Origin of the sequence: Clostridium zeae (assembly GCF_017312485.1) — a bacterium.
GTDB classification, from domain to species: domain Bacteria; phylum Bacillota; class Clostridia; order Clostridiales; family Clostridiaceae; genus Clostridium_AR; species Clostridium_AR zeae.
Genome location: NZ_BMBA01000002.1, coordinates 836,938 through 861,493 on the forward strand (window position 1 = coordinate 836,938; position 24,556 = coordinate 861,493).

At 32.6% G+C, this 24,556-nt stretch carries 19 protein-coding genes; 3 read left to right on the plus strand and 16 right to left on the minus strand.

Annotated elements, in window-relative coordinates; translation table 11 throughout:
* The first annotated feature begins 235 nt into the window (after nucleotides 1-235).
* From uxaC to J3477_RS13175, 3 genes are read left to right on the plus strand one after another with little or no spacing between them, the layout of a single operon-like run.
* Nucleotides 236-1,630: a glucuronate isomerase gene (uxaC, locus tag J3477_RS13165; protein WP_206870404.1), complete on the plus strand. Its 1,395-nt coding sequence runs from the start codon at nucleotides 236-238 to the stop codon at nucleotides 1,628-1,630.
* Nucleotides 1,631-1,634: 4 nt separating this feature from the next.
* Nucleotides 1,635-2,690 carry a mannonate dehydratase gene (uxuA, locus tag J3477_RS13170; protein ID WP_206870405.1) on the plus strand — a complete coding sequence of 352 codons (1,056 nt, stop codon included), beginning with the start codon at nucleotides 1,635-1,637 and terminating at the stop codon, nucleotides 2,688-2,690.
* Nucleotide 2,691: 1 nt separating this feature from the next.
* Entirely contained in the window at nucleotides 2,692-3,549 is an 858-nt protein-coding gene (locus tag J3477_RS13175) for an SDR family oxidoreductase (RefSeq protein WP_206870406.1), read from the plus strand.
* A 373-nt stretch (nucleotides 3,550-3,922) separates the two neighbouring features.
* Here the strand turns inward: J3477_RS13175 and J3477_RS13180 are convergent, their stop codons facing one another.
* From J3477_RS13180 to J3477_RS13255, 16 genes are all read right to left on the minus strand, one after another.
* Nucleotides 3,923-4,486 (minus strand): GNAT family N-acetyltransferase, encoded by a 564-nt coding sequence (locus tag J3477_RS13180; RefSeq protein ID WP_206870407.1) that lies wholly within the window; start codon nucleotides 4,484-4,486, stop codon nucleotides 3,923-3,925.
* 34 nt (nucleotides 4,487-4,520) lie between these two features.
* A complete protein-coding gene (locus J3477_RS13185) occupies nucleotides 4,521-6,518 on the minus strand; it encodes a fructose-1,6-bisphosphatase (RefSeq protein ID WP_206870408.1) in 1,998 nt (665 codons plus the stop codon).
* Between the two features lie 227 nt (nucleotides 6,519-6,745).
* Nucleotides 6,746-7,198, minus strand: a complete 453-nt coding sequence (locus tag J3477_RS13190) for a NanQ anomerase/TabA/YiaL family protein (RefSeq protein WP_206870409.1) — start codon at nucleotides 7,196-7,198, stop codon at nucleotides 6,746-6,748.
* A gap of 494 nt (nucleotides 7,199-7,692) precedes the next feature.
* Nucleotides 7,693-8,253: a hypothetical protein gene (locus J3477_RS13195; RefSeq protein WP_206870410.1), complete on the minus strand. Its 561-nt coding sequence runs from the start codon at nucleotides 8,251-8,253 to the stop codon at nucleotides 7,693-7,695.
* A gap of 177 nt (nucleotides 8,254-8,430) precedes the next feature.
* Nucleotides 8,431-8,841, minus strand: coding sequence for an EndoU domain-containing protein (locus J3477_RS13200; protein ID WP_206870746.1), 411 nt, complete (start codon nucleotides 8,839-8,841; stop codon nucleotides 8,431-8,433).
* A 276-nt stretch (nucleotides 8,842-9,117) separates the two neighbouring features.
* Nucleotides 9,118-9,486, minus strand: coding sequence for a DUF2019 domain-containing protein (locus tag J3477_RS13205; protein ID WP_206870411.1), 369 nt, complete (start codon nucleotides 9,484-9,486; stop codon nucleotides 9,118-9,120).
* A 16-nt stretch (nucleotides 9,487-9,502) separates the two neighbouring features.
* On the minus strand, nucleotides 9,503-10,837 hold the full coding sequence (locus tag J3477_RS13210) for an Ig-like domain-containing protein (RefSeq protein WP_206870412.1): 1,335 nt from the start codon (nucleotides 10,835-10,837) through the stop codon (nucleotides 9,503-9,505).
* A gap of 190 nt (nucleotides 10,838-11,027) precedes the next feature.
* Nucleotides 11,028-11,747, minus strand: coding sequence for an endonuclease V (locus J3477_RS13215; protein WP_228731274.1), 720 nt, complete (start codon nucleotides 11,745-11,747; stop codon nucleotides 11,028-11,030).
* 25 nt (nucleotides 11,748-11,772) lie between these two features.
* On the minus strand, nucleotides 11,773-12,237 hold the full coding sequence (locus tag J3477_RS13220; protein ID WP_206870413.1) for a toxin-antitoxin system YwqK family antitoxin: 465 nt from the start codon (nucleotides 12,235-12,237) through the stop codon (nucleotides 11,773-11,775).
* Nucleotides 12,238-12,253: 16 nt separating this feature from the next.
* Nucleotides 12,254-12,772: a YwqJ-related putative deaminase gene (locus J3477_RS13225; RefSeq protein ID WP_206870414.1), complete on the minus strand. Its 519-nt coding sequence runs from the start codon at nucleotides 12,770-12,772 to the stop codon at nucleotides 12,254-12,256.
* Nucleotides 12,773-13,185: 413 nt separating this feature from the next.
* A complete protein-coding gene (locus J3477_RS13230; protein ID WP_206870415.1) occupies nucleotides 13,186-13,713 on the minus strand; it encodes a hypothetical protein in 528 nt (175 codons plus the stop codon).
* 24 nt (nucleotides 13,714-13,737) lie between these two features.
* A complete protein-coding gene (locus tag J3477_RS13235; RefSeq protein WP_206870416.1) occupies nucleotides 13,738-15,150 on the minus strand; it encodes an Ig-like domain-containing protein in 1,413 nt (470 codons plus the stop codon).
* A gap of 500 nt (nucleotides 15,151-15,650) precedes the next feature.
* The gene (locus J3477_RS13240) at nucleotides 15,651-16,202 is read right to left on the minus strand and encodes a hypothetical protein (protein ID WP_206870417.1); all 552 of its coding nucleotides are present in this window, start codon (nucleotides 16,200-16,202) and stop codon (nucleotides 15,651-15,653) included.
* Nucleotides 16,202-16,993: a hypothetical protein gene (locus J3477_RS13245; RefSeq protein ID WP_206870418.1), complete on the minus strand. Its 792-nt coding sequence runs from the start codon at nucleotides 16,991-16,993 to the stop codon at nucleotides 16,202-16,204. The genes J3477_RS13240 and J3477_RS13245 overlap by 1 nt, the downstream gene beginning before the upstream one ends.
* 759 nt (nucleotides 16,994-17,752) lie before the next feature.
* Complete coding sequence (locus J3477_RS13250) at nucleotides 17,753-18,121, minus strand: Imm3 family immunity protein (RefSeq protein WP_206870419.1); 369 nt, start codon at nucleotides 18,119-18,121, stop codon at nucleotides 17,753-17,755.
* A gap of 14 nt (nucleotides 18,122-18,135) precedes the next feature.
* Nucleotides 18,136-24,462, minus strand: coding sequence for a deaminase domain-containing protein (locus J3477_RS13255; RefSeq protein ID WP_206870420.1), 6,327 nt, complete (start codon nucleotides 24,460-24,462; stop codon nucleotides 18,136-18,138).
* Nucleotides 24,463-24,556 lie beyond the last annotated feature (94 nt).

The following is a 24,556-nucleotide window of genomic DNA, read 5'->3' on the forward strand; positions in this document are numbered from 1 at the left end:
GCTATATGATCAAGCTATTAGAATTAAAGTATCGGATACATGACAACTTAATTTCAACGCATCATTTAAAGATAATAATATTCCACATGAGCAATTTTTGCAAGTTATATAGCAATAATAACATATTGTATTTAAGCTATAAAGGTTATAATAAAGACAAGTTAAATGTATTTGTTTTCAAGCGCATTTTAATTACATGTTAATTTAATTAAAAGTGGAAAAATGAGGTGATTACTTGTTAGATAATGATTTTATGTTAAAAGGAAAAACATCAAAATTGCTTTACAATTATATTGCAAAAAATGCTCCAATATATGACTATCACTGTCACCTATCAGCAAAAGAAATCTATGAAGATAAGGTATTTAGTAATATCTCTAAGATTTTTCTTGAATTTGATCACTATAAGTGGAGAGCTATGAGATATGCAGGAGTACCTGAAGCTTATATAACTGGTGATGCAAATGATTTTGATAAATTTAAAATGTGGGCAAGAACCTGTGAAAGATTAATTGGAAGTCCGTTATATCATTGGACAAACATGGAGCTTAGGAATTTCTTTGGTGTAAATGAAATATTGAAGGAAAGCAATGCTAAAAATATATACGAATACTGCAATAAGAAGATATCAGAAGAAGCTTTGTCTCCTGTAAAGTTTATAACGAGCTCCAAGGTAAAACTTATCTGTACCACAGATGATCCTACTGATAACCTAGAGTATCACAAGCTTATAAGAGATAAAGAACTAGACTTTAAGGTACTTCCAACCTTCAGACCGGATAAAGCTCTTAATATATCAAAGGAAGATTACTTAGATTATTTGAAGACCTTATCTAATATCTATTCTATAGAAATTTGTGATTATCAAACTTTGATAGCTGCATTAAAACAACGTATAGAATATTTTGATAAAGTTGGTTGTAAGCTTTCTGATCATTCTCTTGAAAGTTTATATTATTATGACACTGATGAAACTGAAGTATCAGAAATCTTTAATAAAAGATTATTTGAAAATAATTTATCCTTTGAAGAAACTGAAAAATTCAAATGCTTTACACTTAAAATATTAGCTGAAGAGTATAATAAACATAGTTGGACAATGCAACTTCACATTGGAGCAATGAGAAATAATAATGAATTGATGTTCAAGAAACTTGGCCCTGATGCTGGTTTTGATATCATGAATGATTTTAATATAGCTCCTCACATATCAAAACTGATAGCTTCAATGGATAAGGGCTCAGCTCTTCCTAAAACCATAATATACACTCTAAATTCAAAAGATAACCTTGTGCTTTCTTCACTTCCACACTGTTTCGGACAGGAAGGAGTAAAAGGAAAGGTTCAGTTTGGAGCAGCTTGGTGGTTTAACGATCATAAGGAAGGGATTTATGAGCACTTAAAGGCTCTGGCAAGTCAAGGCACTTTAGCTTACTTTGTTGGTATGCTAACAGATTCAAGAAGCTTTTTATCATATGCAAGACATGATTATTTTAGAAGAATATTATGTAGCTTTGTAGGAAACTTAGTAGATGATGAAGAATTTGAAAATGATTCTGAACTACTAAAAGAAATTATTGAAGGTATCTGCTTTAAAAATATAAAAAACTATTTAGAATTGGAGGATTAATATTATGAAATTATCATTTAGATGGTATGGAGCTGACGATGCTGTTACGCTTCAATATATTAGACAAATCCCAAGCATGTACAGTATTGTAACTGCTGTTTACGATGTTCCTGTAGGTGAAAAATGGAGTATGGAAAGTATCCTTAAGTTAAAAGCTGATGTAGAAGCTGCTAACTTAAAGTTTGATGTTATAGAAAGCGTTCCAGTACACGAAGATATAAAACTTGGTCTTCCAAGTAGAGATAGATATATCGAAAACTATAAAGAAAATATAAGAAGCCTTGCAAAAGCTGGAGTTAAGGTAATCTGCTATAACTTCATGCCTGTATTTGACTGGACAAGAACTCAGCTTGATAAGGTTTTAGATGATGGTTCAACTGCACTTGTTTACTATAAAGATCAGTTAGAAAAAATGGACCCACTTACTGGTGAACTATCTCTTCCTGGTTGGGATTCCAGCTACACCAAAGATCAAATGGCAGATTTATTTGAGAAATACTCAAAGGTTGATGAAGAAGCTTTATGGAGCAACTTAGAATATTTCTTAAAGCAAATCATCCCTGTTGCAGAGCAATGTGATATAAAGATGGCTATACATCCAGATGATCCTCCATACAATATTTTTGGTCTTCCAAGAATTATAACTAACGAGAAGAACTTAGATAGATTCTTAAAGCTTGTAGACAGCAAATATAACGGACTTACTTTCTGTACTGGATCTCTTGGATCAGCAAGCTTCAATGATATCGTAAAAATGGTAGATAAATATGCTAGCCAAGGACGTATTCACTTCATGCATGTTAGAAATGTAAAGCTTCTTGAAGATGGAAGCTTTGAAGAAAGTGCTCACTACTCTCCTTGTGGTTCCTTAGATATAGTTGAAATCATGAAGGCACTACATAAAAATAATTATGATGGATACCTTCGTCCTGACCATGGAAGAATGATCTGGGGTGAAACTGGAAGACCTGGCTATGGTTTATATGACCGTGCATTAGGTGCTATGTATATCACTGGTATATGGGAAGCTCTTGAAAAAACAAGTAAAGGAGATAAATAAGATGAAATTACCTTTTAATATAGATTTAAAAGACAAAGTTGTAGTAATAACTGGTGGAGCTGGAGTTCTTGGAAGCTCTTGGACTGATGCCCTTGCTGAATGCGGTGCAAAGATTGCAATACTTGATTTAAGCCTAGAAAACGCAGAAAAGAAAGCTGCTGAAGTTGTTTCAAATGGAAAAATAGCAATAGGCGTTGAAGCTAACGTACTTAATAAAGCTAGTCTTAAAAAAGCTCACGAAGTTGTACTAGAAAAATTCGGTCCTTGCGACATTCTTATAAATGGTGCTGGGGGAAATAATCCAAAGGGTACAACAACAAAAGAATATTTATATGAAGAAGATTTGAAAGAAGGTAACGAAGACCTTATGACTTTCTTTGATCTTGATGAAAACGGAGTAAGATTTGTATTTGATCTAAACTTCCTTGGAACACTTCTTCCAACTCAAGAATTTGCGAAAGACATGATAGGAAGAAAAGGCTGTAGCATTATAAACATTTCATCAATGAATGCCTTTACTCCACTTACAAAAATTCCTGCATACTCAGGTGCAAAAGCTGCTATATCAAACTTTACTCAATGGCTTGCAGTTCATTTCTCAAAGGTTGGCATAAGAGTAAACGCTATAGCACCAGGCTTCTTTGTAACTAAACAAAATGAAGCATTACTTAAGAATCCTGATGGAAGCTACACTGAACGTTCCCACAAGATACTAAACAGCACTCCAATGGGTAGATTTGGAGAAGCTGAAGAGCTTATAGGTGCACTTCTATTCTTAGTAAATGAAGATGCTTCAAGCTTTGTAAATGGTATAGTTATGCCAATAGATGGAGGCTTCTCCGCTTACTCTGGGGTATAGTACTACCAATAGTTATGTTTAGGTACTGTGTTGAAATTTAGGTGTCGCTCCTCCGATGTTTTGATGAGCTATGCATAGTTTAATATAAAGTATAAACTCAAAAGTTATCCACAAATGCCAAATATTTACTCACTCTATTCTAATAATAACCCACATTATTTAGATAGATACCCACATAGTAAAGGTGCATAGTTAACTGTGAAGTTAATTATGCACCTTTATTTATATTTAACCTAGTTAAATCATGATTTTAATGTTAATTCATACGGATGGAAAACTCTAAACCAATCCTATTTACAAAATTCTTTAGACTTCTATCAGAGGCTTTAAAAATATAAATTAAATTACTATATATGCATCTAAATAGCTATCTTTAAAAGTAATCATCTCTTATGATTCCATAGTGAATTCTATCATCATATTCATTTGTGTCTTTATAATAAAAGGCCTGCCTTGAAGTACCTTCGTACTTCATTTTTGATTTTTGAAGTACTTGAGCTGAGGCTTGATTCTTGCCTCTATGAAATGCTTCCAATCTATTTAAACCAGTTTTCTCAAAGGTAAACTTAATAACCTCGGACAGTGCTTCTGCTGCATATCCTTTACCTTGATAATTTCTACTTATGCAATACTCTATATCAGCATAATTATGCTCTACATTTATGCTACAAAAAGCAATTTGCCCAATGTTTTCATTATTCTCCTTTAAAACAATCGCCCATCTATAAAACTCATTATTACCGTATGACGAAATCCATGTTTCCAGAAGTTCTTTCACAGAACTAATATTTTCATATACAGGCTCACCATAATTTGATTGAACTTCTTCATCATTTATCCAATTCTTAAACATATCATGAGCATCTTCTATAATAAATGGTCTTAATTTTAGCCTTTCAGCTTCTATCACTTTCGTTCCAACATTAATTTGATCCATTATAACACGACTCCCCAAACAAAATGCATATTTTCTATCTTTGCTCTTTTATGATACCCTTCCTATAAGCATCAAGAAGCCACTCTAAGTCCTGAATCTGAATCTTCAGTTCCTCTCCAATATCCGTATCTCCAACCCTCTTTCTATCAACCTCTTGTTCTAGAACTATAGTGGTTGATAAGATATCTTTTTCTTCTTCAATAGCCTTTTGGGTTGATTCAAATGGTTCATGAGATACAAGTAAGAGTCCATAGGAATTATATATTAAAGTATATCCTGCTATCCCTGTTTCTGGTTGATAAGCTTTTGAGAAGCCTCCATCTATAACAAGAAGCTTTCCATTTGCCTTTATTGGACTCTCGCCTTTTTTTATTTTGACAGGTACATGTCCATTAATTATATGAGCTACCCTTGGATCTAACCCAAATTCCTTAAAAATCATATTGCAAGCTTTTTCGTCGTCTTCTAGCTCAAAATAGTAATTTTTCTTCTCAATATGAGTTTCTTTATCCTCTATAAAATATCTTTCAAAGGTAGTCATTTTATCCTTTCCAAAAAGCGGTGAATCCACACCATTCCATAGATACCAGATTATATCCATACCATAGAGTTTAGCTTCAGGATTATTCTTATAAAAATACCCTTCTCTAACTAAAATCTCTAACCTATCTAAATAAGCTTTACCACTGTATTTTTTGCCTGAAGCTCCTATACTAACTTTTCTAAAACATCCATCTTCACTTAGTGGAATACATCCATGAAATAGCAAATTACAATTATATTTTAAATACATACTTCCCTTTGCAAAAAGAAACCTAACATGTTTTTGAAGTTTTTCACTATTTAAAAATGATGATTTCAGCTTCTCTATAAGCTCTATTTCTTCTGGAATCAATTCATAAGGATTACTAGGATTTATAGTTGGAAAATGGCAGTCTTTTAATTTATATATTTTCCCCTCTAAATCTATTGTGCCTTCCTCATAATTTATTTTATCTAATAGCAATCTATCCTCCATACCAAAGTATGGCCGTCTTTTAATTACTTCACCTTCTAACTTAAACTGCATTACTGTTATGGCTTTATGCATCTTAGCTATAAGCTCAGCATCCTTTTCACTACAAGCTCTATCATTTTCAAATTTAGGTTTAAAGATTTCGCAATCATCATCTTTATAGAACTCAATTGCAAAGGTTGCAAGTGGCAGTAGGTTTATTCCATAGCTATCTTCTATAGTACTTAGATTGCCATATCTAGCACTGGTTCTAAGAACTGTTGAAATACATGCTTCACTACCTGCTGCTGCCCCCATCCAAACTATATCGTGATTTCCCCACTGAATATCAATAGAATGATAATCTATAAGTGTATCCATTATGATATCCGGTCCTGGACCTCTATCAAATATGTCTCCTATAATATGAAGCCTATCAATTACCAGTCTTTGAATGAGCTTTGATAGAGCTACTATAAACTCTTTAGCTCGTCCAACTCTAATTATGGTTTTTACTATTTCTTCATAGTATTTTTCCTTATCAAGTCTGTCAGGCTGCTCATGGAGAAGCTCTTCAATTATGTATGCAAAATCTGCTGGAAGAGCTTTTCTTACCTTCGAACGGGTATATTTTGAAGATGCATATCTGCACATATCAATAATCCTATATAAGGTTATCTTATACCAATCTTCAATATTGTGTTGACCTTTTAGCTCCAGTTCTATTTTTTGCTCTGGATAATATATTAAGGTTGCAAGACTTTTTCTTTCCTTTTGGCTCAGTATATTTCGGAAAATATCATCAACCTTACGTTTTATAACTCCAGAAGCATTATTTAATACATGAATAAAAGGTTCATATTCTCCATGGATATCTGATAGAAAATGTTCAGTTCCTTTGGGAAGATTTAAAATAGCTTGTAGGTTTATTATTTCCGTACAAGCATCAGCTATAGTTGGATAGTTATTAGATAGGAGTTTTAGATATTTCAGTTTATCTTGGAATTCTTGACTAGAGTCTTCTTCAATATAAAGCATTGCATTTCCTCCTAAAATCATTGGCTAATTTTATTCTTATATTAATAGTCATCAAATATTTTCATTTATACAGAGTATACTATACTTCTATTTATGTAGCAATATTATATGTTATTTTAACAAATAGCATATCACAATGTAAAAAGACACCATAATCCTTGGTGTCTTTTTACTCTCATCTTATTTGTATTAATTCTCTTCAAAATCCTTGTTAATCTATACTTTTTCTACTCAGCAAGAACCTTAACAACCACTTTTCTCACTTTTTCTGACTTTTCAAGACATATAGAAGGCATATGTCCATCCTGTGGCGTAAATACAACAAACATTCCCTGTTCCACAGTTACAAAATCACCCTTTGCCGTACCAAATAAAATATCTTTTTCGGCATTATACTCAACAGTGGTTTGTATATTTTCTACATTTGTATAACCCATCTTTTCTGAACCTTTAACCATATACTGAATATCTATATAGTTCTTATGTGCTTCCCATAGTGCATCTTCCACTGACTTAGTATCATACTCAGAAACCATAGCATATATCTCATCATTCTCGATCTGATATTTTCCTACTTGCAGCTGATCTAAATCAGTACTTCTTAAATACTCAAACGCTTTTTTCATCCTTTTTCCAAGTCCATAATAGTACATTCCATTATCTAATTTATCAATAATCATTTGTATCCACCTCTTAATTTATAAAAAGTATGTCTCATTTATTTTAATTATAAATGAAACTTAAATTTTAAAATATGCTATTCTTGCTATTAACATTGCAAAAATTGTCCACTTTGACTCTAAGCAAATTCATTCACACAGTTTTAAATGTACTATGCCTTTTTTCGCAAGCCTTACATCATCAGTTATTTCTAAGGCTTTATTAAGCCTAGATGAATTCAGCAACACTAATCATTCCTTCCTTTAATTAGTAGAACACTTATTAGATTCACTGAACTATTTGATTTGTTCTATGGAGTATATAATAATTTTTGCTGCTATTTGCAAGCTCATATAGTTAAATCTCCTATTTGTCATACTCCTGCAAGAAACTTCTTACTGTATAAGTAAAATAAGTCAATACTTCTTAATTAGAAGCATTGACTCTTATAATCAGTATACTATATATTTAGTTTTTTAGTTATAGCTTCACATGATTTAAAATTTATTACTAATTATTCTTCTGTCCATAGTCTGTGAATTAAGCTTGTTGGTGTTGATACACATATGAACCCTAACTGTGATAGACTAAATGTAATCCTATCTACAAATTCATTACTGTCCATAACTTTATCATCTATAAACTCAATCTCATATCCACTAAAATTTCGTTTATATTCTGCTATTTGTAATTCTTGCAACAATTCAGCCAAATATAAGCCTGACCTCCCATATGTTAGCAGCTTGTGTACATAATTAGGATAATCTTTATTAGCAATAAGAGCTTCAATATATGCTTCTTTAACTTTTGATTTAATTTTTATAATATTATCATAAGCTAATAATTCATTATACTTTCCAAAATCTTTAATTATAGGTAACCCTATTATTATTTTATCATTAGGCTTCAAATATTTCTCTATTGAACATTTTATTCTGTTAATAATTGTACTTACCTTAACAAATAATTCATCTACAGCGGAATCGTCTAAATCTATGTTCTTGCATATATTTTCGTAAAATGCGGCGAGTATAACAGTTTCAGATGCTCTTTCGATATTAATAATAACCTTCAAATCTCTTCCTAAACATAGATATCCAAGTCTGATTTGCTTTATTTCAGCATTAGTTAGATTTTTTTCGCTGATAAAATATATGCCGATATTTAAATAATCCTTAATTATATTTTTAATGTTTACCTCATTAATATTTATAATAGTCCCTCCTTAATACAAAATGATTTTGTTTGCTTATCATTGAATAAGTGAACTGTGTACAGGATAAGCTGTTATGACTTTTCCACCTGCATCTAAATACATTTCAATAGTCATACCATTGTCTGCTTTTCCCCACCATCTATTAGTTAAGCCTCCATTTGCATCTGTGAATCTTTTAAATCTACCTATATGCGCTTCTTCAATCATGTTCGCAACTTCTCTTGGTGTATATTTAGTACTAAATAGAGATGAATACCCTTCTTTCAGTATTCCTTGTATTTTTACCTTACCCATTATTGTACCATATTCATCTGCTTCTTTAATTACTGAAATTATTTCATTTCCAGACTTTATTGATGCATCACTAGCATAATGCCAACCAGTAGCTGCACCATACTCATTAATTTCTCCAAAGAATATATGTTTAGGCGTATCTTTAGCAAATATCCAAGTGTCAGCACAAGCTTCAACAGCTTCAGCAGCCCCCTTGGGGCAGAGTCTGTCTTATTATCTTATAGTGGCAGAGTCTACTGTTTTCAACATCTACCACTATTTTATTATTATAAAAAACAATGAACTAGCCTACTTATTTTTCGGCTAGTCCATTTTGTCTCTTTCTCACTGCATTATTAATATTATGAATCTAGTTTTAAACTATATTGCTATATGCTAATCTAAAAAATTCATAAACTAGCACTTTTTACTACTGATTCATTCTTTTATTCAGCCAAATATATCAAATTTATGCATCAATTTTAGGTTCCCATTTTCCAATTCCCTAAGTACCATCATAGCTGTAAATCCGATACTTGACTTTTGCTGTGATATTTCTTTTATAACCTCTTTAGCTTTTTCTGGATTGATGGGAATTATTGCAAATGAGGCATTGTAACGAACGTAGCTATTCTCATGAGACAAAAGTGGTATTAATACCTCTAATGAATTGTCTCCTAGTTCCCTCAATTTAGCCGTTAAATCCTTTATCTCAGAATATCTTTTATTCATCACTTTATGCTTTCCAGCTAATGTTGCTTCTTCTTGTTTTATTGAAGCCTCAATAAAATCTTGAATAATCTGTTGAATTCCATCCATATTTTAATTCTACCTCCTAAAACGGATTGAATACCCATCCTTTTGACGTTGGTATAAGATTGCCAAACCTTTGTAAATATTCAACTCCAAATTTGAACTGCTCATCAAAACTTTTTGTAGCTAACCAGTCACGTACTGTTAATCCACTTGTAAAATCCTGTATAGAAGAATAATATCCACTAACTTGTGCATGTATACTACCTGAACCTGAAGGTAATGATACAATATTATTTAAGTTATTGACATCAGTTGTTGCAAATCCAGCTCTAGTATCTTTTATCTGAGATTGCTCAACAATATGATGCCATTGGCTTTCATCTCCAGGCAACCCTAAAGTATCTTTTAATTCTTTAAATGTATTATATCCTTTACTTGGTATAATCTGCTTCCCTGCTGCTATTATTTCATCCGCAGTTTTACCTGAATATTTCCATATGTTTTCTATTACCTCTTTAAATTGTGGTCTAAAGAGTTCAGGTACATCTTCTGCTGTATTTATAGCATACTTGAATCCTCCATCTAATACAACTACAGGATTATCTCCTATTGAAACAACCTTCTTTATTTGGAATGATAATTCATTAATAGAATACTTCAAAGTAAACTTTAACTTGGAAACAGCTTCAGCCGCCCCCTCAATAATCGCTGCAGCTCCTCCAGCCTTGCTAATAACTAATTCACCTAACTTATTATATTTAGCATAATTACCCAATATCTCTAATGTTTTTGTTATTCCTTTTGGTCCAATAAAGAATATAAATATTTCACCTACTGCTCGACCTACTAACCTAGCCCTTACATTAGCATCACCATTTTTAAACTGATTTGCTATATCCTCAAGTTCGCTTCCCACTATCTTAATTAACTGTTGTCCTTCTGGTGAACTTATATCCTTTGCAGCCTTTACCAAGAAGTCTAAAGTCACAAGTGTCTGTATTGGGCTACTTATCATTTTATATAAACCTAGGAAATTTTCTGCTATTGCATCCACAAATCCTGCACAAAAACTTTTAGTTATCGATATTTGCATATCAATGCTTCCAGTATTACTCTTATTAACTGTAAAATCTACTGCATGCCGCGCTGTACTACCGTCATTACCTGTGGCAATTGCAGTAACTGTATGCGCTCCGTTTGATAGTTCCCATATCCCTAAAGTATAATCAAACCCACTGGTATCTGCATTTGGATAGTTTGGATAACTACCTTTTTTATCAGGTCTTGATAAACCTGTTAGCGCATATCCCTTAATGTTTCCATCTACAAGTATACTTACTGATTTTACTCCTGATGAATTTAGTGCCCAGCCGGATACTTTGAAGTCATCATTATAAGTGTTATTATAAGGCATGCTGTCAATCTGAGTAATTGATGGTAATCTTGATACACTAAAAAAGAGCCAATGCTTTCATTAGAAACATTGACTCTTATCATAATTATAGTATATATTTAGCTCTTATTTTAGTTGCTGTTCACTACATTATTGTAATTATGTGGTAAGAAGTTCTATCTCATCCTGAGCTATCCTTTCTAACGTTTTTTTATCCTTGATTATTTGCCGAACTAGTCCCCACATTTTTATACATAGTTCTAATTCTATGCGTTTCTATATCTGCTAATCTCGTAGGTATAGGAATATGACTTTCTGTGCTTACAAGTCTATTTACTATTTCTGTTGCTGTTTCTAAATCAATATAGTTTCCTACTGATAAAAATATAGGTTTTACATCCTTATGAGTCCTTATCGCACGTCCATAAATATCATTATTTATAATTATATCTGTGTAAGCACCCTTATGATTTTCAGGCATTGTAAAATCAACATCTTGAATCTTATAATAGCTCTTCGCAACCCCTAATGTCGGCTTATTTAAATATATAGATGCATGTGTAGCAATTCCCATGTGTCTTGGATGTAAGTAGCCATTGCCATCAAAAATGTATAAATCAGGCTCAGCCTTCAGCTTGCTAACTGTTTCTATCACTAAAGGAAGTTCTCTGAATGCAAGACATCCTGGAATATATGGAAAGCTTACACTTGATACAGTATATACTTTTTCTAGTACTTCTTCAGTACTAGAATCAATTACAACAATACAACATACTGCATATTCTATATCTGATACTTTCCAATATGCTAAGTCCACACCTGCTACTCTTTTTAAACCTTTGAAATCAAAATTATTGTTTATTACAATTAATTTATTCAGCTTGTTTTGAATATTTATTGCCTCTGCCTCATCTTTTATGTTTCTAAACATCTCTCTTTCCACCATTTTTGCTATTTTATCTTGCCCCATACATTGATTCAAATTTTTCTAATAATTTTTTCTCTGAATCATTAGCTTCTGTTTTTTTATTAATTAAATTTCCTTTTTCATCCCACTTTTCAAAAGAAATAACAACACCATGCTTACAATATTCAATGGATTTAACACTTCCATTTTCATACCATTCAATATTCTTTCCTAAAATTTGTCCATCTCTCATTATACAAAATCTCGAAACTTTCGACGATTCATAAAATCCAACATACTCTCCATTCTTAAAACCATTCTCATAGTAGCAGTAGTACACTATATGACCATTACTATATTTTTCATAAACTAATCCTGTTATTGGTTCTCCGCCTTCTTCCATAGGTCGATTATATACTTGCTGCCCATACTTGCCTGAATAGCAAACATCTCCAGCAAACTCCGTACCTTCTTTTAAAATTTCATCTTCTGATTTAATACTAATGTTTTCCATAGTATAACCTCTTTTCTTATTGTAAATTTGAAAGTATATTAAATCCATCTAATATATATTCACAATGAGGACAAGTATAAAAAGGTATTTCTGTCACAGGTTTTGTTACCCCTAAAGTTCTATTAACATATACTAGTAAGTCATCTATTAACGCATTCGGATTATCTAACAAAGCTTTATTAACTGCATATACTTCAGCATGAGAACCTGCACCCTTGGTATACTGTATGTAAGAATCATAGACATCTTGTGGCATATTTTTGATTCTTGCATCAATAATCGGAGCTAATTCTCTTGGTATCTTTCCATCCATATCATTAATTGCAGAGTAAAACTTTCCTGTACGTTTATTATACACCCCTGCTATTGCTGGTCCTAATTGGTCATTAGTTAACCCCATATCCTTTAATGCTTGACATTCTTTAATAACGTAATTCTTTAGATTGCTAATCTCTTCAACTGTGAATTTACTAAATATATCAGCTGCCTTTTGTATAACACTTCTTGTAGCAACAGGTATTTCATCGTCAGCCATCCTAAATATTATATCATCTGAAGTTGTAAATTCATAATAACCATTACCTTTAACAATTCTCTTTAAGCTATTAATTATGTCGCTAGCTCCAGACTTAATCTTACTAACAGCTTCAGCCGCCCCCTTGGGGCAGAGTTTGTCTTATTATATTTTAGTGGTAGAGTCTACTGTTCTCAACATCTACCACCATTTTATCATTATAAAAAACAATGAACTAGCCTACTTATTTTTCAGCTAGTTCATTTAGTGCTTCTCTTACTGCATTATTAATATTATGTGGTGAGTTCTGTCTTGCTTACTTCTCTGCAAACATTGTGGAGTAAACAATCATACCCCTTAGCCCTTTGTGTGTAGACTTTTGTATTCAGTAAAACATTCTTATGCAGTCACTAACACACAATCTCGTTCCTTTGTTAAACTTTGTTTTGATCCTTCATATACTTAAGAGTATCCGAAATCTGGACTTTTTCCATATCACTAAACTCACAAATACCTATAGCGCAAACATTTGAGTTAGTATCCAAACCAAAATATATCCTTCCCGAAACAATTTTTGTTGTTACGGTGTTTTTTGACAAGATAACAGTCAATTCGCCTTCATTGTAGTGTATCTCAACTATCCCACTTTCATCCAGTCTTCCACTCTCAGGCCAATTGCTTAAGTCAAACATAGGGGTACCTTCCACATACGACTTAGTAAATTCAATATGTGTACTATCTAAGAAAATGTCCTTCGAGTGTACTATTGTAAATGAACGTATGACACCAGACTTTGAAGCAATACCAATTTCAATTAATGAATTTTTGAAGTCACCTGTCCTCCAGTAGATAGTTGGCTCTTTAACTAAGTTCCACTGTCCCCAGCGAATTTTTACAGGCACATATGGGTCTATCTCTATTTTTTCAGCTATAGTACTATTCATTTTGACTACATTTAACAAATTTATCGCCTTCCTCGCTTTGTTTTATGCTCCCCAACCCTTAAACACAGAGTGTATAAGGGCTGGTAATTGCCCCGCTTCTCTTGGTGGTGAGAATTTTAGTTCCCATTTACCTACATTCATTATCTGGTCATATATTACTCCGTTTTGTGTTGCTTGCTTTAATGTCCCCTGCAAATCAGTAAGCAAAAATTGCGAATAAAGTTTAGGATCTGTTCCTGGCATAGCCATCACTTTCGCAACATCCTCATACATATGCTCTGTAGCATTTCCGTGTACCCAAACCGTCTTGTCGCCAAGGTTCATTTCAAATGACCTTGGAATTTCTGTTCCTTCATAAAGAGGTTGTGTAGCTTTTATTGAATCCCAAACAGTCTCTGCCTTTGCTGTAGTAGATGCTATATTGTCAATCTTTGCGATATTTGATGTAGGGATTTCTTCCTTTGCAATTCTAAATATTGAACCATCAGGCGTAACGACTTCATAATAGTTATCAAACTTAGTTACCTTCTTAACATAGTATATCACATCATCAATCTTTGTCTTAACTAAGCTTGTAATTTTTGTGATAGCTTCAGCCGCCCCCTCAATAATAGCTGCCGCTTGTCCAGATTTGCTAATAACCAATTCACCTAACTTATTATATTTAGCATAATTACCCAATATATCTAATGTTTTAGTTATTCCTTTTGGTCCAATGAAGAATATAAATATTTCACCTACTGCTCGACCTACTAACCTAGCCCTTACATTAGCATCACCATTTTTAAACTGATTTGCTATATCCTCAAGTTCGCTTCCCACTATCTTAATTAACTGTTGTCCTTCTGGTGAACTTATATCCTTTGCAGCCTTTACCAAGAAGTCTAAAGTCACAAGTGTCTGTATTGGGCTACTTATCATTTTATATAAACCTAGGAAATTTTCTGCTATTGCATCCACAAATCCTGCACAAAAACTTTTAGTTATCGATATTTGCATATCAATGCTTCCAGTATTACTCTTATTAACTGTAAAATCTACTGCATGCTGCGCTGTACTACCGTCATTACCTGTAACAACTGCAGTAACTGTATGCGCTCCATTTGATAGCTCCCATATCCCTACAGTATAATCAAAACCACTGGCATCTGCACTTGGATAATTTGGATAATTACCTTTTATATCTGGTCTTGATATACCCGTTAAAGCATATCCTTTAAAGCTTCCATCTACAAGTATACTTACCGATTTTGCTCCTGAAGAATTTAATGCCCAGCCAGATACAGTGAAGTCATCATTAAAAGTGCTATTATTAGGTATATTGTCAATCTGCACGATTGCTGGTAATTTTGATACACTGAAGTTTCTACTTTGACTTATTGCAACGCCGTCATTTCCTATTGATTCTATTCTTACATTGTGATTTCCTAATGATAGTGTATTTATATTCAGCATATAGCCAAAACCACTCTTATCTGAATTATCATATTGCGGAAATACATTTTTTACATCTATTCTTGTTAAACCTATATCTGTATTTTTTTACGAAGTTTCCATCTAAATACACTTCAATCCAGCCTACTTCAAATTGATTAATATTGAAAAAGAGCAGATATCTTTTATCAATTAAGATATCTACTCTTACCATTACTAAAATGTACTTTGAGTTTTTTTCTTTTTACTGTTATCTATTCAGTAGTTACTCTAAAGGATGTACGGAATTAATCAGTTCATCAAAAGAACTACTTACATAATAAAAATTATCCTCTAACCATTCAACTAAAGACTTCTCTTCTAATTCTTCGTCTGTTAAGTCTTCTTCTGTTATTGCCCTTTCATGGTCAAGGAACAAGATTCAAGGTTCGTTTTCATCTTTTCTAAATTCATTGATTTTTTAGATTTCCTACTCCTAGGATATTTCCTATCTTGTCAACAGAAAACTCCAACAGACATTATTATAACATTGACTCAATTTTATTTTGTATTTCAAGTTCTGTCATATTTATCAAATCAAGCTGAGATAGTTTTAAAATCATTCTTGTTGCTTGAGAAAATATAGCATTACTTGAGCCACATTCAGCATGAGCACCTACATTAAAGTTTATCTCCCCAGATGGAAACCCACCAATGTCATTTAAGGTTTCAACAGCACTTTTTAGAATACTTTGCCCATACTCTTCTGAAATACCTATTAATACTTTATCATGTGAATCAGATAAAGTTTCACTCTGATAATATAGCTGTTCATTGTTTATAAAAACAGCTATATTGGTAGTACTTTGATTAGTATTACTCGGGTTATACTCAAATCCAATTAAAGCATAATTACTGTGATTTTTTGGTAGTGAAAGTTCCAATGCTATTTGTTTTATATCTATTGGCTTTTTCGCACATGAAGGAATATCTTTATTTTCTATACTTTCAGCCTTTGTAACTAGCAATTCATCTCTTTCATTAACCCATAATCTACATTTTTTATAATTTTTTAATTTCATTGATACTATCACTAAATCAACCCCCAAAATTTTTTCCAAAAATCATTAAATTCTGATGACAATGCTTTTATCACATCAGGATGATAAACGCTAAATCTTGATACACCATAATACTCAAGTGCTGCTTCATGAGCTGCATTATACCCCATACCACCTGCCATCAAATCTGCTTCCTTCAATTCATGTAAGTAGAAACTTGCATCTGCACCTTCAAGTTTTTGTCCATTTTCCAGAGCACTTTCCAATCTTTTAATCATTAAATCATTCGCTGGATCAGGATCCAACGATGCAAGATGTGATTTAATTTTATTAATTCCACTTGAGGTTACTTCATATGAATTACCTGCAATTTTACCAAGCCCTTTTAATGCGCCTTCTGAAATATTATTAATCTTACTTATGTTTTCAACAGGTATTTCATCTTTCATTATTTTGAAAACTTGCCCATCAGGAGTAACAACTTCATAATAATTATCAAACTTACTTATCTGTTTTACATAAATGATTATATCTTGTACGTTAGTTTTAAGTATATTTTTTATCTTAGAAACAGTTTCAGCAATCCTATCAATTAAAGCAACGACCTCGGCAGCCTTAGCTCCTTTACTTATTCCATTTATCACATCGCCAAGCTTCATCACTTTTGTAAGATCTTTTAATACATTTAATACTCCTGTTATTCCTTTTGGTCCTGCTAACGCAATTATCAACTCTCCAACTGCTCTTCCATACATCCTTGCTCTTACATTAGCATCTCCAGTAGCGTACTTAATCGTTAAGTCTATTAATTCGCTTATTACCATTTCTTTTATTAATCTATTTTCTTCTGTTCCCTCATCTGCAGCATTTATTGCAAAGGTTACAAGACCTGGTATTTGATTTAAATTAGTTATAAGCTCCCATACCCCTTGTATATTATTTGTTACTGCATCCCAAATTCCTGCAAAAAAGCTTTTAGTTATAGATAATTTTCTTACTACCTCCTAAAGGTGCCTATTCCAATTATTCAGGAAATCCTCTATCGTATGCTTATATCTTGGGTACTGCTGACAATATTTTAATCACCTATCAATTTCTATTAACTCAGTATCTTTAGCCTTTACTCAGCACTTTTAAAATTCAATGCCATGCTTATTCACATTCTTCTAAACCTCTGTTTTCTTGTGTGTTATCGTTGCTTTTTAATATAGTTCTTTTGAATGCTGTATTTATCATATATATTATTTCTAAAAAATAATGAACCAGCCTACTTAAATTCAGCTGATTCATTTCATCTTTTCACTGCATTATTACAATTATGCAGTATATACTCCTACTTTTTTAAATAATATTCTAACTTTCATTACATTTTTTAACTATATGTCTTTTGGTAGCGAGTTTTATTTCATTTTTTGCAACTATTTCAATTAAGTAATAGCAAAACATTCTTTTCTGTTTCCCCATATTCAAAATCACTTTCGAAAATTACACAACAATATGAAATAGCTTTAATATAATTGTTATCTCTATATCTTAGTCTTTTATCTAAGCAAGTCTCAACATTCTCTTTTAGTCCCTCTAATTTATGATGTAACCTCCATTTTACTCAATATCTCAATTGCATCATTAACCCGTTTACTAAGTAATTCAATTTCATCATCGTTAATAGCTCCCATAATGTTGGAAATATCATATCTATCTAGGATATTCATAATCTTTTCAAAATGTTGCTTAGAAATGTTTTTTTGTTGAATCTTATCTAGTTCAATGCTTAGAGTAGCGCATATGGTAGCTGCTTCGCCCTCACCCTCATTTATTACACAATCAAAATCAACGAAAAACCGTGATAATGCTTGCATACTATTCTCTCCAATTTGAGCTGCATCGTTTCTATAGTTACCGAACACCTCTTTTACAATGTCAATCAATTCTTGATACTCATAGTTTTTCAAATTAATATCCTCCCTTAACGTAAAATTTGACCTGCATTGTGAATAACATCAACTTTAATATTGGGATACTTCTCCATAAACTTATTTATTACCCTAGAACAGCTAGAACAAGGTTCTCTTTCTGTAAATAGTTTTATTGTACCTGATGCATTTATATTATTACCTAACCGATTAGCAACATCGTTCAGTATTTTATATTCTGAATCCCAAATTCTTAGGTATGCATCCGGGCCATCAACTGTTACATTGTCAGGACTAACTTTTAAAGCATCGAAAACTGGGTTATCCGGTTCTAAAGATATGTCAGGTACTCTATTAGGTAATTCGCCCGTAAAAGAACTCTTATTTATAGAGCTATGTGCAAAAAACTCATTTCTACTCAACCCAGTAATATTTGTTTCAGCATATCCAAAATTACCAGATCCTTTATATGCGCTCGTGAGTAAATTATTCCTAATATCTTTTACCCTGTTAAATATTTTTGAATCTATTATTGGGTCAATAACTCTTGAAATAAACTTTGGTATAGCTTCAGCCGCTCCCTCAATAATTGTCGTTGCTTTTTCTCCCTCTTTAATAACTACTTCGCCAATTTTGGTAGCTCCTACAGCTCTTTTCAATAACGGCAATGCTAAATCTAAACCTTTTGTTCCTATAAAAAATATTGCTATTTCCCCTACTGCTCGCCCTACTATTCTAGCTTTTACATTAGCATCACCACTAGTAAACTGATTTGATATGTCTTCTAATTCTTTTTCTACTAACTCCAATAACTGATGCCTTTCTGATGATTCAAAAAGCACAGCTTTAGTTAAAAATGCAAGCGAACCTAATGTCTGTATTGGACTACTTATCATTTTACATATACCTAGTAAATTTTCTGATATTGCATCCATTACTCCACCAATGAAACTTTTTAATATTGATAGTTGCATATCAATACTTCCTGAATTACTCTTACTAACTGTAAAGCCTACTGCATGCTGTGCTGTACTACCGTCATTACCTGTAACAACTGCAGTAACTGTATGTGCTCCGTTTGATAGCTCCCATATCCCTACAGTATACTCAAAACCACTGGTATCTGCATTTGGATAGTTTGGATAATTACCTTTTATATCTGGTCTTGATATCCCCGTTAAAGCATATCCTTTAAAGCTTCCATCTACAAGTATACTTACCGATTTTACTCCTGAAGAATTTAATGCCCAGCCAGATACAGTGAAGTCATCATTAAAAGTGCTATTATTAGGTATATTGTCAATCTGCACGATTGCTGGTAATTTTGATACACTGAAGTTTCTACTTTGACTTATTGCAACGCCGTCATTTCCTATTGATTCTATTCTTACATTGTGATTTCCTACTGATAATGTATTTATATTCAGCATATAACCAAAACCACTCTTATCTGAATTATCATATTGCGGAAATACATTTTTTACATCTGTCCTTGTCAAACCTATACCTGCATTACCAACAAAATTACCATCAATATATACTTTTACCTGTTTTACCCCACTTTGATTTAAGGACCATCCATACACATTTAAATTATTGTTTATAGCTTGTCCTTCTGTTGGTGCATCAATATTCATCCTAGATGGTAAGTTTTTCACAATATTTACTTTAAAAGCTTCTATTCTTTTTCCCTGTCCTGTAGTACCTGCAATCTCTCCATCTCTTACTGGATTCATCCATCCAATATCTTGAACATGAGCTTGATATTCTATATGATAGCCTTCTGGTGCACCTTCCAATTGCATTCTCATAGCTTCTATTCTTAAGCTACGTCCAGTGGTTCCAGCATCAGCACCATCATATACATAATCCATCCACCCAATGTTTTGTACATGTACTTGATATTTTATTCTAGCACCTTGAAGTAAACTTCCTTTATTGATATTTATCGCTTCTATTCTAAGTCCTTGCCCTGTTGTTCCAGCAATTTGCCCTTCTGTTACGTAATTTTGCCAACCTATATTCTCAACATGTGCCTTATAACATATAGGTCCACTTATAGTATCATTCGTCTTATTGTTTTTTAATATATTTAAAAAAGCATTGGATACTTTTTGAGCATATCCTCTATTAACAACATCCTGACTGTTACTTGGCATAGGTAACTCTACCAAAGTAGCTTTAGCTCCTATTGATTGTGCCCAGGACGAGAAATATCCATCTCCATATAATGGTCCTTTGTGGCCAAACCCAAATTCTCTATCAAAATAGCCGCCAATTTCGCTATTTCCAATAGTTGTATTCTCCCATCCATGTACATCCACTACAATCATTGAGTTATCACCAGTCTTAAGACCAGACACCAAGCTATACAAACCACTTGCTTCAGGCGCTATTAAGCTGGTATTTCCAGTATAATTTCTAGCATTAGTAAGTACTGTAAAACCCGTTGGAAAAGATCTATTTAAATCTATTCTATCCTTCACAGTAGTCCTTCCAGGACCATTATTAGTTATACCATCTATAACTCCATCAGGATTTGCGCAAGGTATTATATATACAGACCATCCATTTAGCCCACCATTACTATTTGAATAACCAGAAACGTTAGATATAAGCTTTGCTGCCATTTTTACTAATTCTTCACCGTCTGCTCCCCATGCATCTTCAAAGCCATGAATTGCAAATACTCCAACTAACACATTTTTCCCACTGCCTATCTTATAGGCCTTAAGCGATCTTCCTTTACCACTTTTACCATACTCAATTTCTTGAACCCCTTGTTCCGATATTGTTGGTAAAACTATTGTAGGCGCTTGAGTGATAGTATTTGCTGGTACATATCCTCTTTTAAGTCCACTTGAAGTTCCATACTCTACATATGCATATCCTGCATCATTAGGTACAAGTACCCCCACTCTCTCTTGGTTACCTATACTTCCCATAGCTGCATAAGTCGAATACGGCCCAGTATAGGTAGTCTGAGCTGCATTTGATATGCCTACATATTGCACATCTTTTATATAGCCAGCATCTGATAAATTAGCGATATATCCGATATTATTTCTGTTTGTATATCCACGTTTCCTTCCTGATGTTGTGTTATACTCTACATAATGCCAGTTATCATTCCATTCCAATAGTATTACAAACTCATTATAATTCACTGACCCTATTGAAACATAAGCTCCCTCGGTACCAGGCCCTGAATATGTTGTCGTATTTTGCAGAGCTGACGCTAAAGTTCCTCTTTTTCTTCCTAAAAGAAGGCTTGCTGGTACAAATCCTCTCTTAGTACCTGAACTACTACTATATTCTACATACACATAGCCGTTTTGAGTTTTATTAAATACTGTTATTCCTTCACCTTTATATATGCTTCCAATAGAAACATAGTTTGTTCCAGGACCTGAATATACTGTTGTATCACTAGATAAACCATCGCTATATCCAGTATAGGTTAGTGTTCCTGTCCTTTGAAATACGTTCTCGTAATCTCTTACACTGGTAAGTGGAACAAATCCTCTTTTAGGACCGTTAGCTGTACTGTACTCAATGTAAAGCCATCCTTTTTCTGCTCCCATTCCAGTGACCCATTCATTAGTATCTACGCTACCTATATTAGCATAGTTAACAGTATCTGGTCCTGTGTAGACAGCATTTCCCTGAGCCATTTGTACTGATACAGGAGTACCTATTGATGCATATAAAGCTACCTTTGTTACAACCTTTATCTTTGGCTTAACTGCTTTACTTTCTAATTCCTTTATTATATCTGAATTACTTTTCTTTGATTTTTCATCTAATTGGTTTAAAAGCTTTAAAGCCAATTCATTGCTTAACTTACCATTTTCTAATTCTTCAAAAATCTTAGAATTTAAGATAATTAACTTATTACCTTCAGTTTCTAAGCTATAACTTTCTTCTTCATTAAACTGACTTTTCTTTATCAAGTTATCTTTTTCATCATAATAAACAAAGCCTCTATCTTTACTTAATATAATTCTTTTAGTACCGCTTATAAGTTGGTCTATTAATTTAGAATAGATTTCTGACTTAGTTGAATCAATACTTCCTTGCTCAACTGCCTTTAAAAATCCTTTTTCGTTAACATAATACTTTTTATTAGCTATAAAGTTAATTATGTTAACAACAAATTGTCTATCTTTTTCTGGAATCCAGATACCGTTCTCCTTTGGTATACTGTTAATATAATCATTGACTTTTTCTTTTTCTATTGCACTTACTTCACTAAGTATCCCAGCCACAGCAAGGTTAAATTTACCTTCATTTGAAGTTAAATTCTTATTTTCTTCTTTTACAGGTTGTCCTTGATTTGAAGTATTTTGTTCATTATTAATGCTGTCGTTTGTATTTTCTTTTGAACCACCTTCACTAACTGTACCATTATCTGTTTTTGGTTCTGTGCCCGCATCTTTTGGTGAAGCTGGTGTAGCATTATTATTTTCTATAGGCTTATTTTCTGGGGGTTTATTTGTATCCTTATTACTATCGTTTATTTGCTGCTCATTGCCCTTACTTATTTCAGTATTTGAGCTAACCAAGGTCTTATCCTTAATTAAATATGTTCCTTCTTTTTCTAAAGTTATATTTAATAAAGTTTTATCTTTATCTAATTTCAGTTCTTTTCCTATTGCTTGCAAAACCTTGCTTTCACTCAAGGTATATACAGCTAAGTTATCTGGATTTATTTTACTAGCTTTATCTATAACATATTTAAAAGTTACATTATTGTTATGTTTCTCTAGATATTCCTTGTCTATTTTAATTTCTGTATCTATTGTACTTTCAATAAACGCATCAGTTATATTTACTTTAGTCGTGACATTAGTGGCTTTACTTTCTTCTTGCTTTGATGCATTAGTTGCAGTGTTACTACCTGAGGCTGCTGATTCTTTACTAACCTCAGTATTGTTAACCTCATTAACAGCTTCACTTTTATTTTTATTATCGCTCCCTGTGCTTGATGTATTATTTGTAGCTTGTCCTCCAGCGTTAGTACCTTTTGAATCGCCGTTGTTAGATATCTGTTGCTGCTGCTGATTAGTTGAATTATCTTTTTGAGGATCAGCTTTCCCTACATTGTTTGTATCTTTGTTTGCATTTTCTCCAATTTTTGTTTCTGATCCTTTAGAAGAATTACTGTCTCCTTGTGAGTCTTTTGTACCATTATCTTTTGGATCTTCATAAGTTATTATCTCTTGCTGAGGAACTCTCTCCTTTATCATATAGATGCCTGCTTCTTTAACAAAAAAGGTTATCTTTTTATTTGTAGCATCTAACTTAACCCCTTCAAGTTCTGTAAGCAAACCTTTATCATTCATTGAATATATAGTTAGTTTACTTTCATCTATCTTAATACTGTTGTCAAAGTAGTATCTTAAAGTTAATTCCTTATTTATAACCTCAGTATTATCCTTATTTACTACTATTAAATCCTCTAAACCATATAAATCCTCCGAAACAAGTTGAAAGGATTTATCCTTTTCTTCTTGCTCAGCTTTTGCCTGCTGATCTTTTAACTGTTGTAACAATTTTTGATACTCTTCTTCGCTAAGCTGGACTGTATTAGGTTTAGTACTATTTTCTTCTACTTTTGTATTATTTACATTTGTATTTGTATTATTTTTATTAATCACTACTGGATTTTCATTTGTTGTTGCAGTTTGTTTCTTATCCTCTTGTTTAATTTCTTGATTTTTTTCTTCGTGGTATATTGGCACCTTAAAGTCATTCATAGGATACTTAGCATTATTTTTATCCAGAAGCGCCACTTGATATTCATATTCCTTATCTCTAACCACGTCATTATCTATAAACTCATTACCTTCAGCTTTGTCTACAATTACTTTATACTGTTCTTCACCTACTACTCTTTTGGAAATAGTAAATGAGTTCATGGATTCTACTTTATCCCATTGTAGTTTTATACTATTAGCTTCTCTTTTCCAGTTCAACTTGACATTTATGTCTCCAGCCTTTAGCTTATCTTCCATAGCCTTTAAGTCTTTGACAACTATAAGCTGACTAACTTTTTTGTCTTTATAATATGCTGTTAAAGTAGCCATACCTGTGTTTAAGGCTACTAATTTTTCATCCTTTATTGAGAAAACATTATTATCACTTGATTCATATGTAACATTTTCTTTTAATGGTATAGTATTTTCTTTGTATATCCCATACGTAGTTAATTCAATCTTATCTCCTACATATATATTTTTTGCTTCATAACTAAGCTTTAAATCAATTAAATCACTAGCTTCAACCGCTAAAACTGTTTCTGATACAGAAATAGCAGTAAAAATCGTGACCAAAAGTAAAGCAATAAAGCTTCTCAAACCCACCTTAATTTTTTTCATAAAATCCCCCTACAATAATTTGAATTATTATCTAAACTATCCTCCTTTTCACAATTATTACATTAAAATCTTATCAACAATAACATTAGTTTTC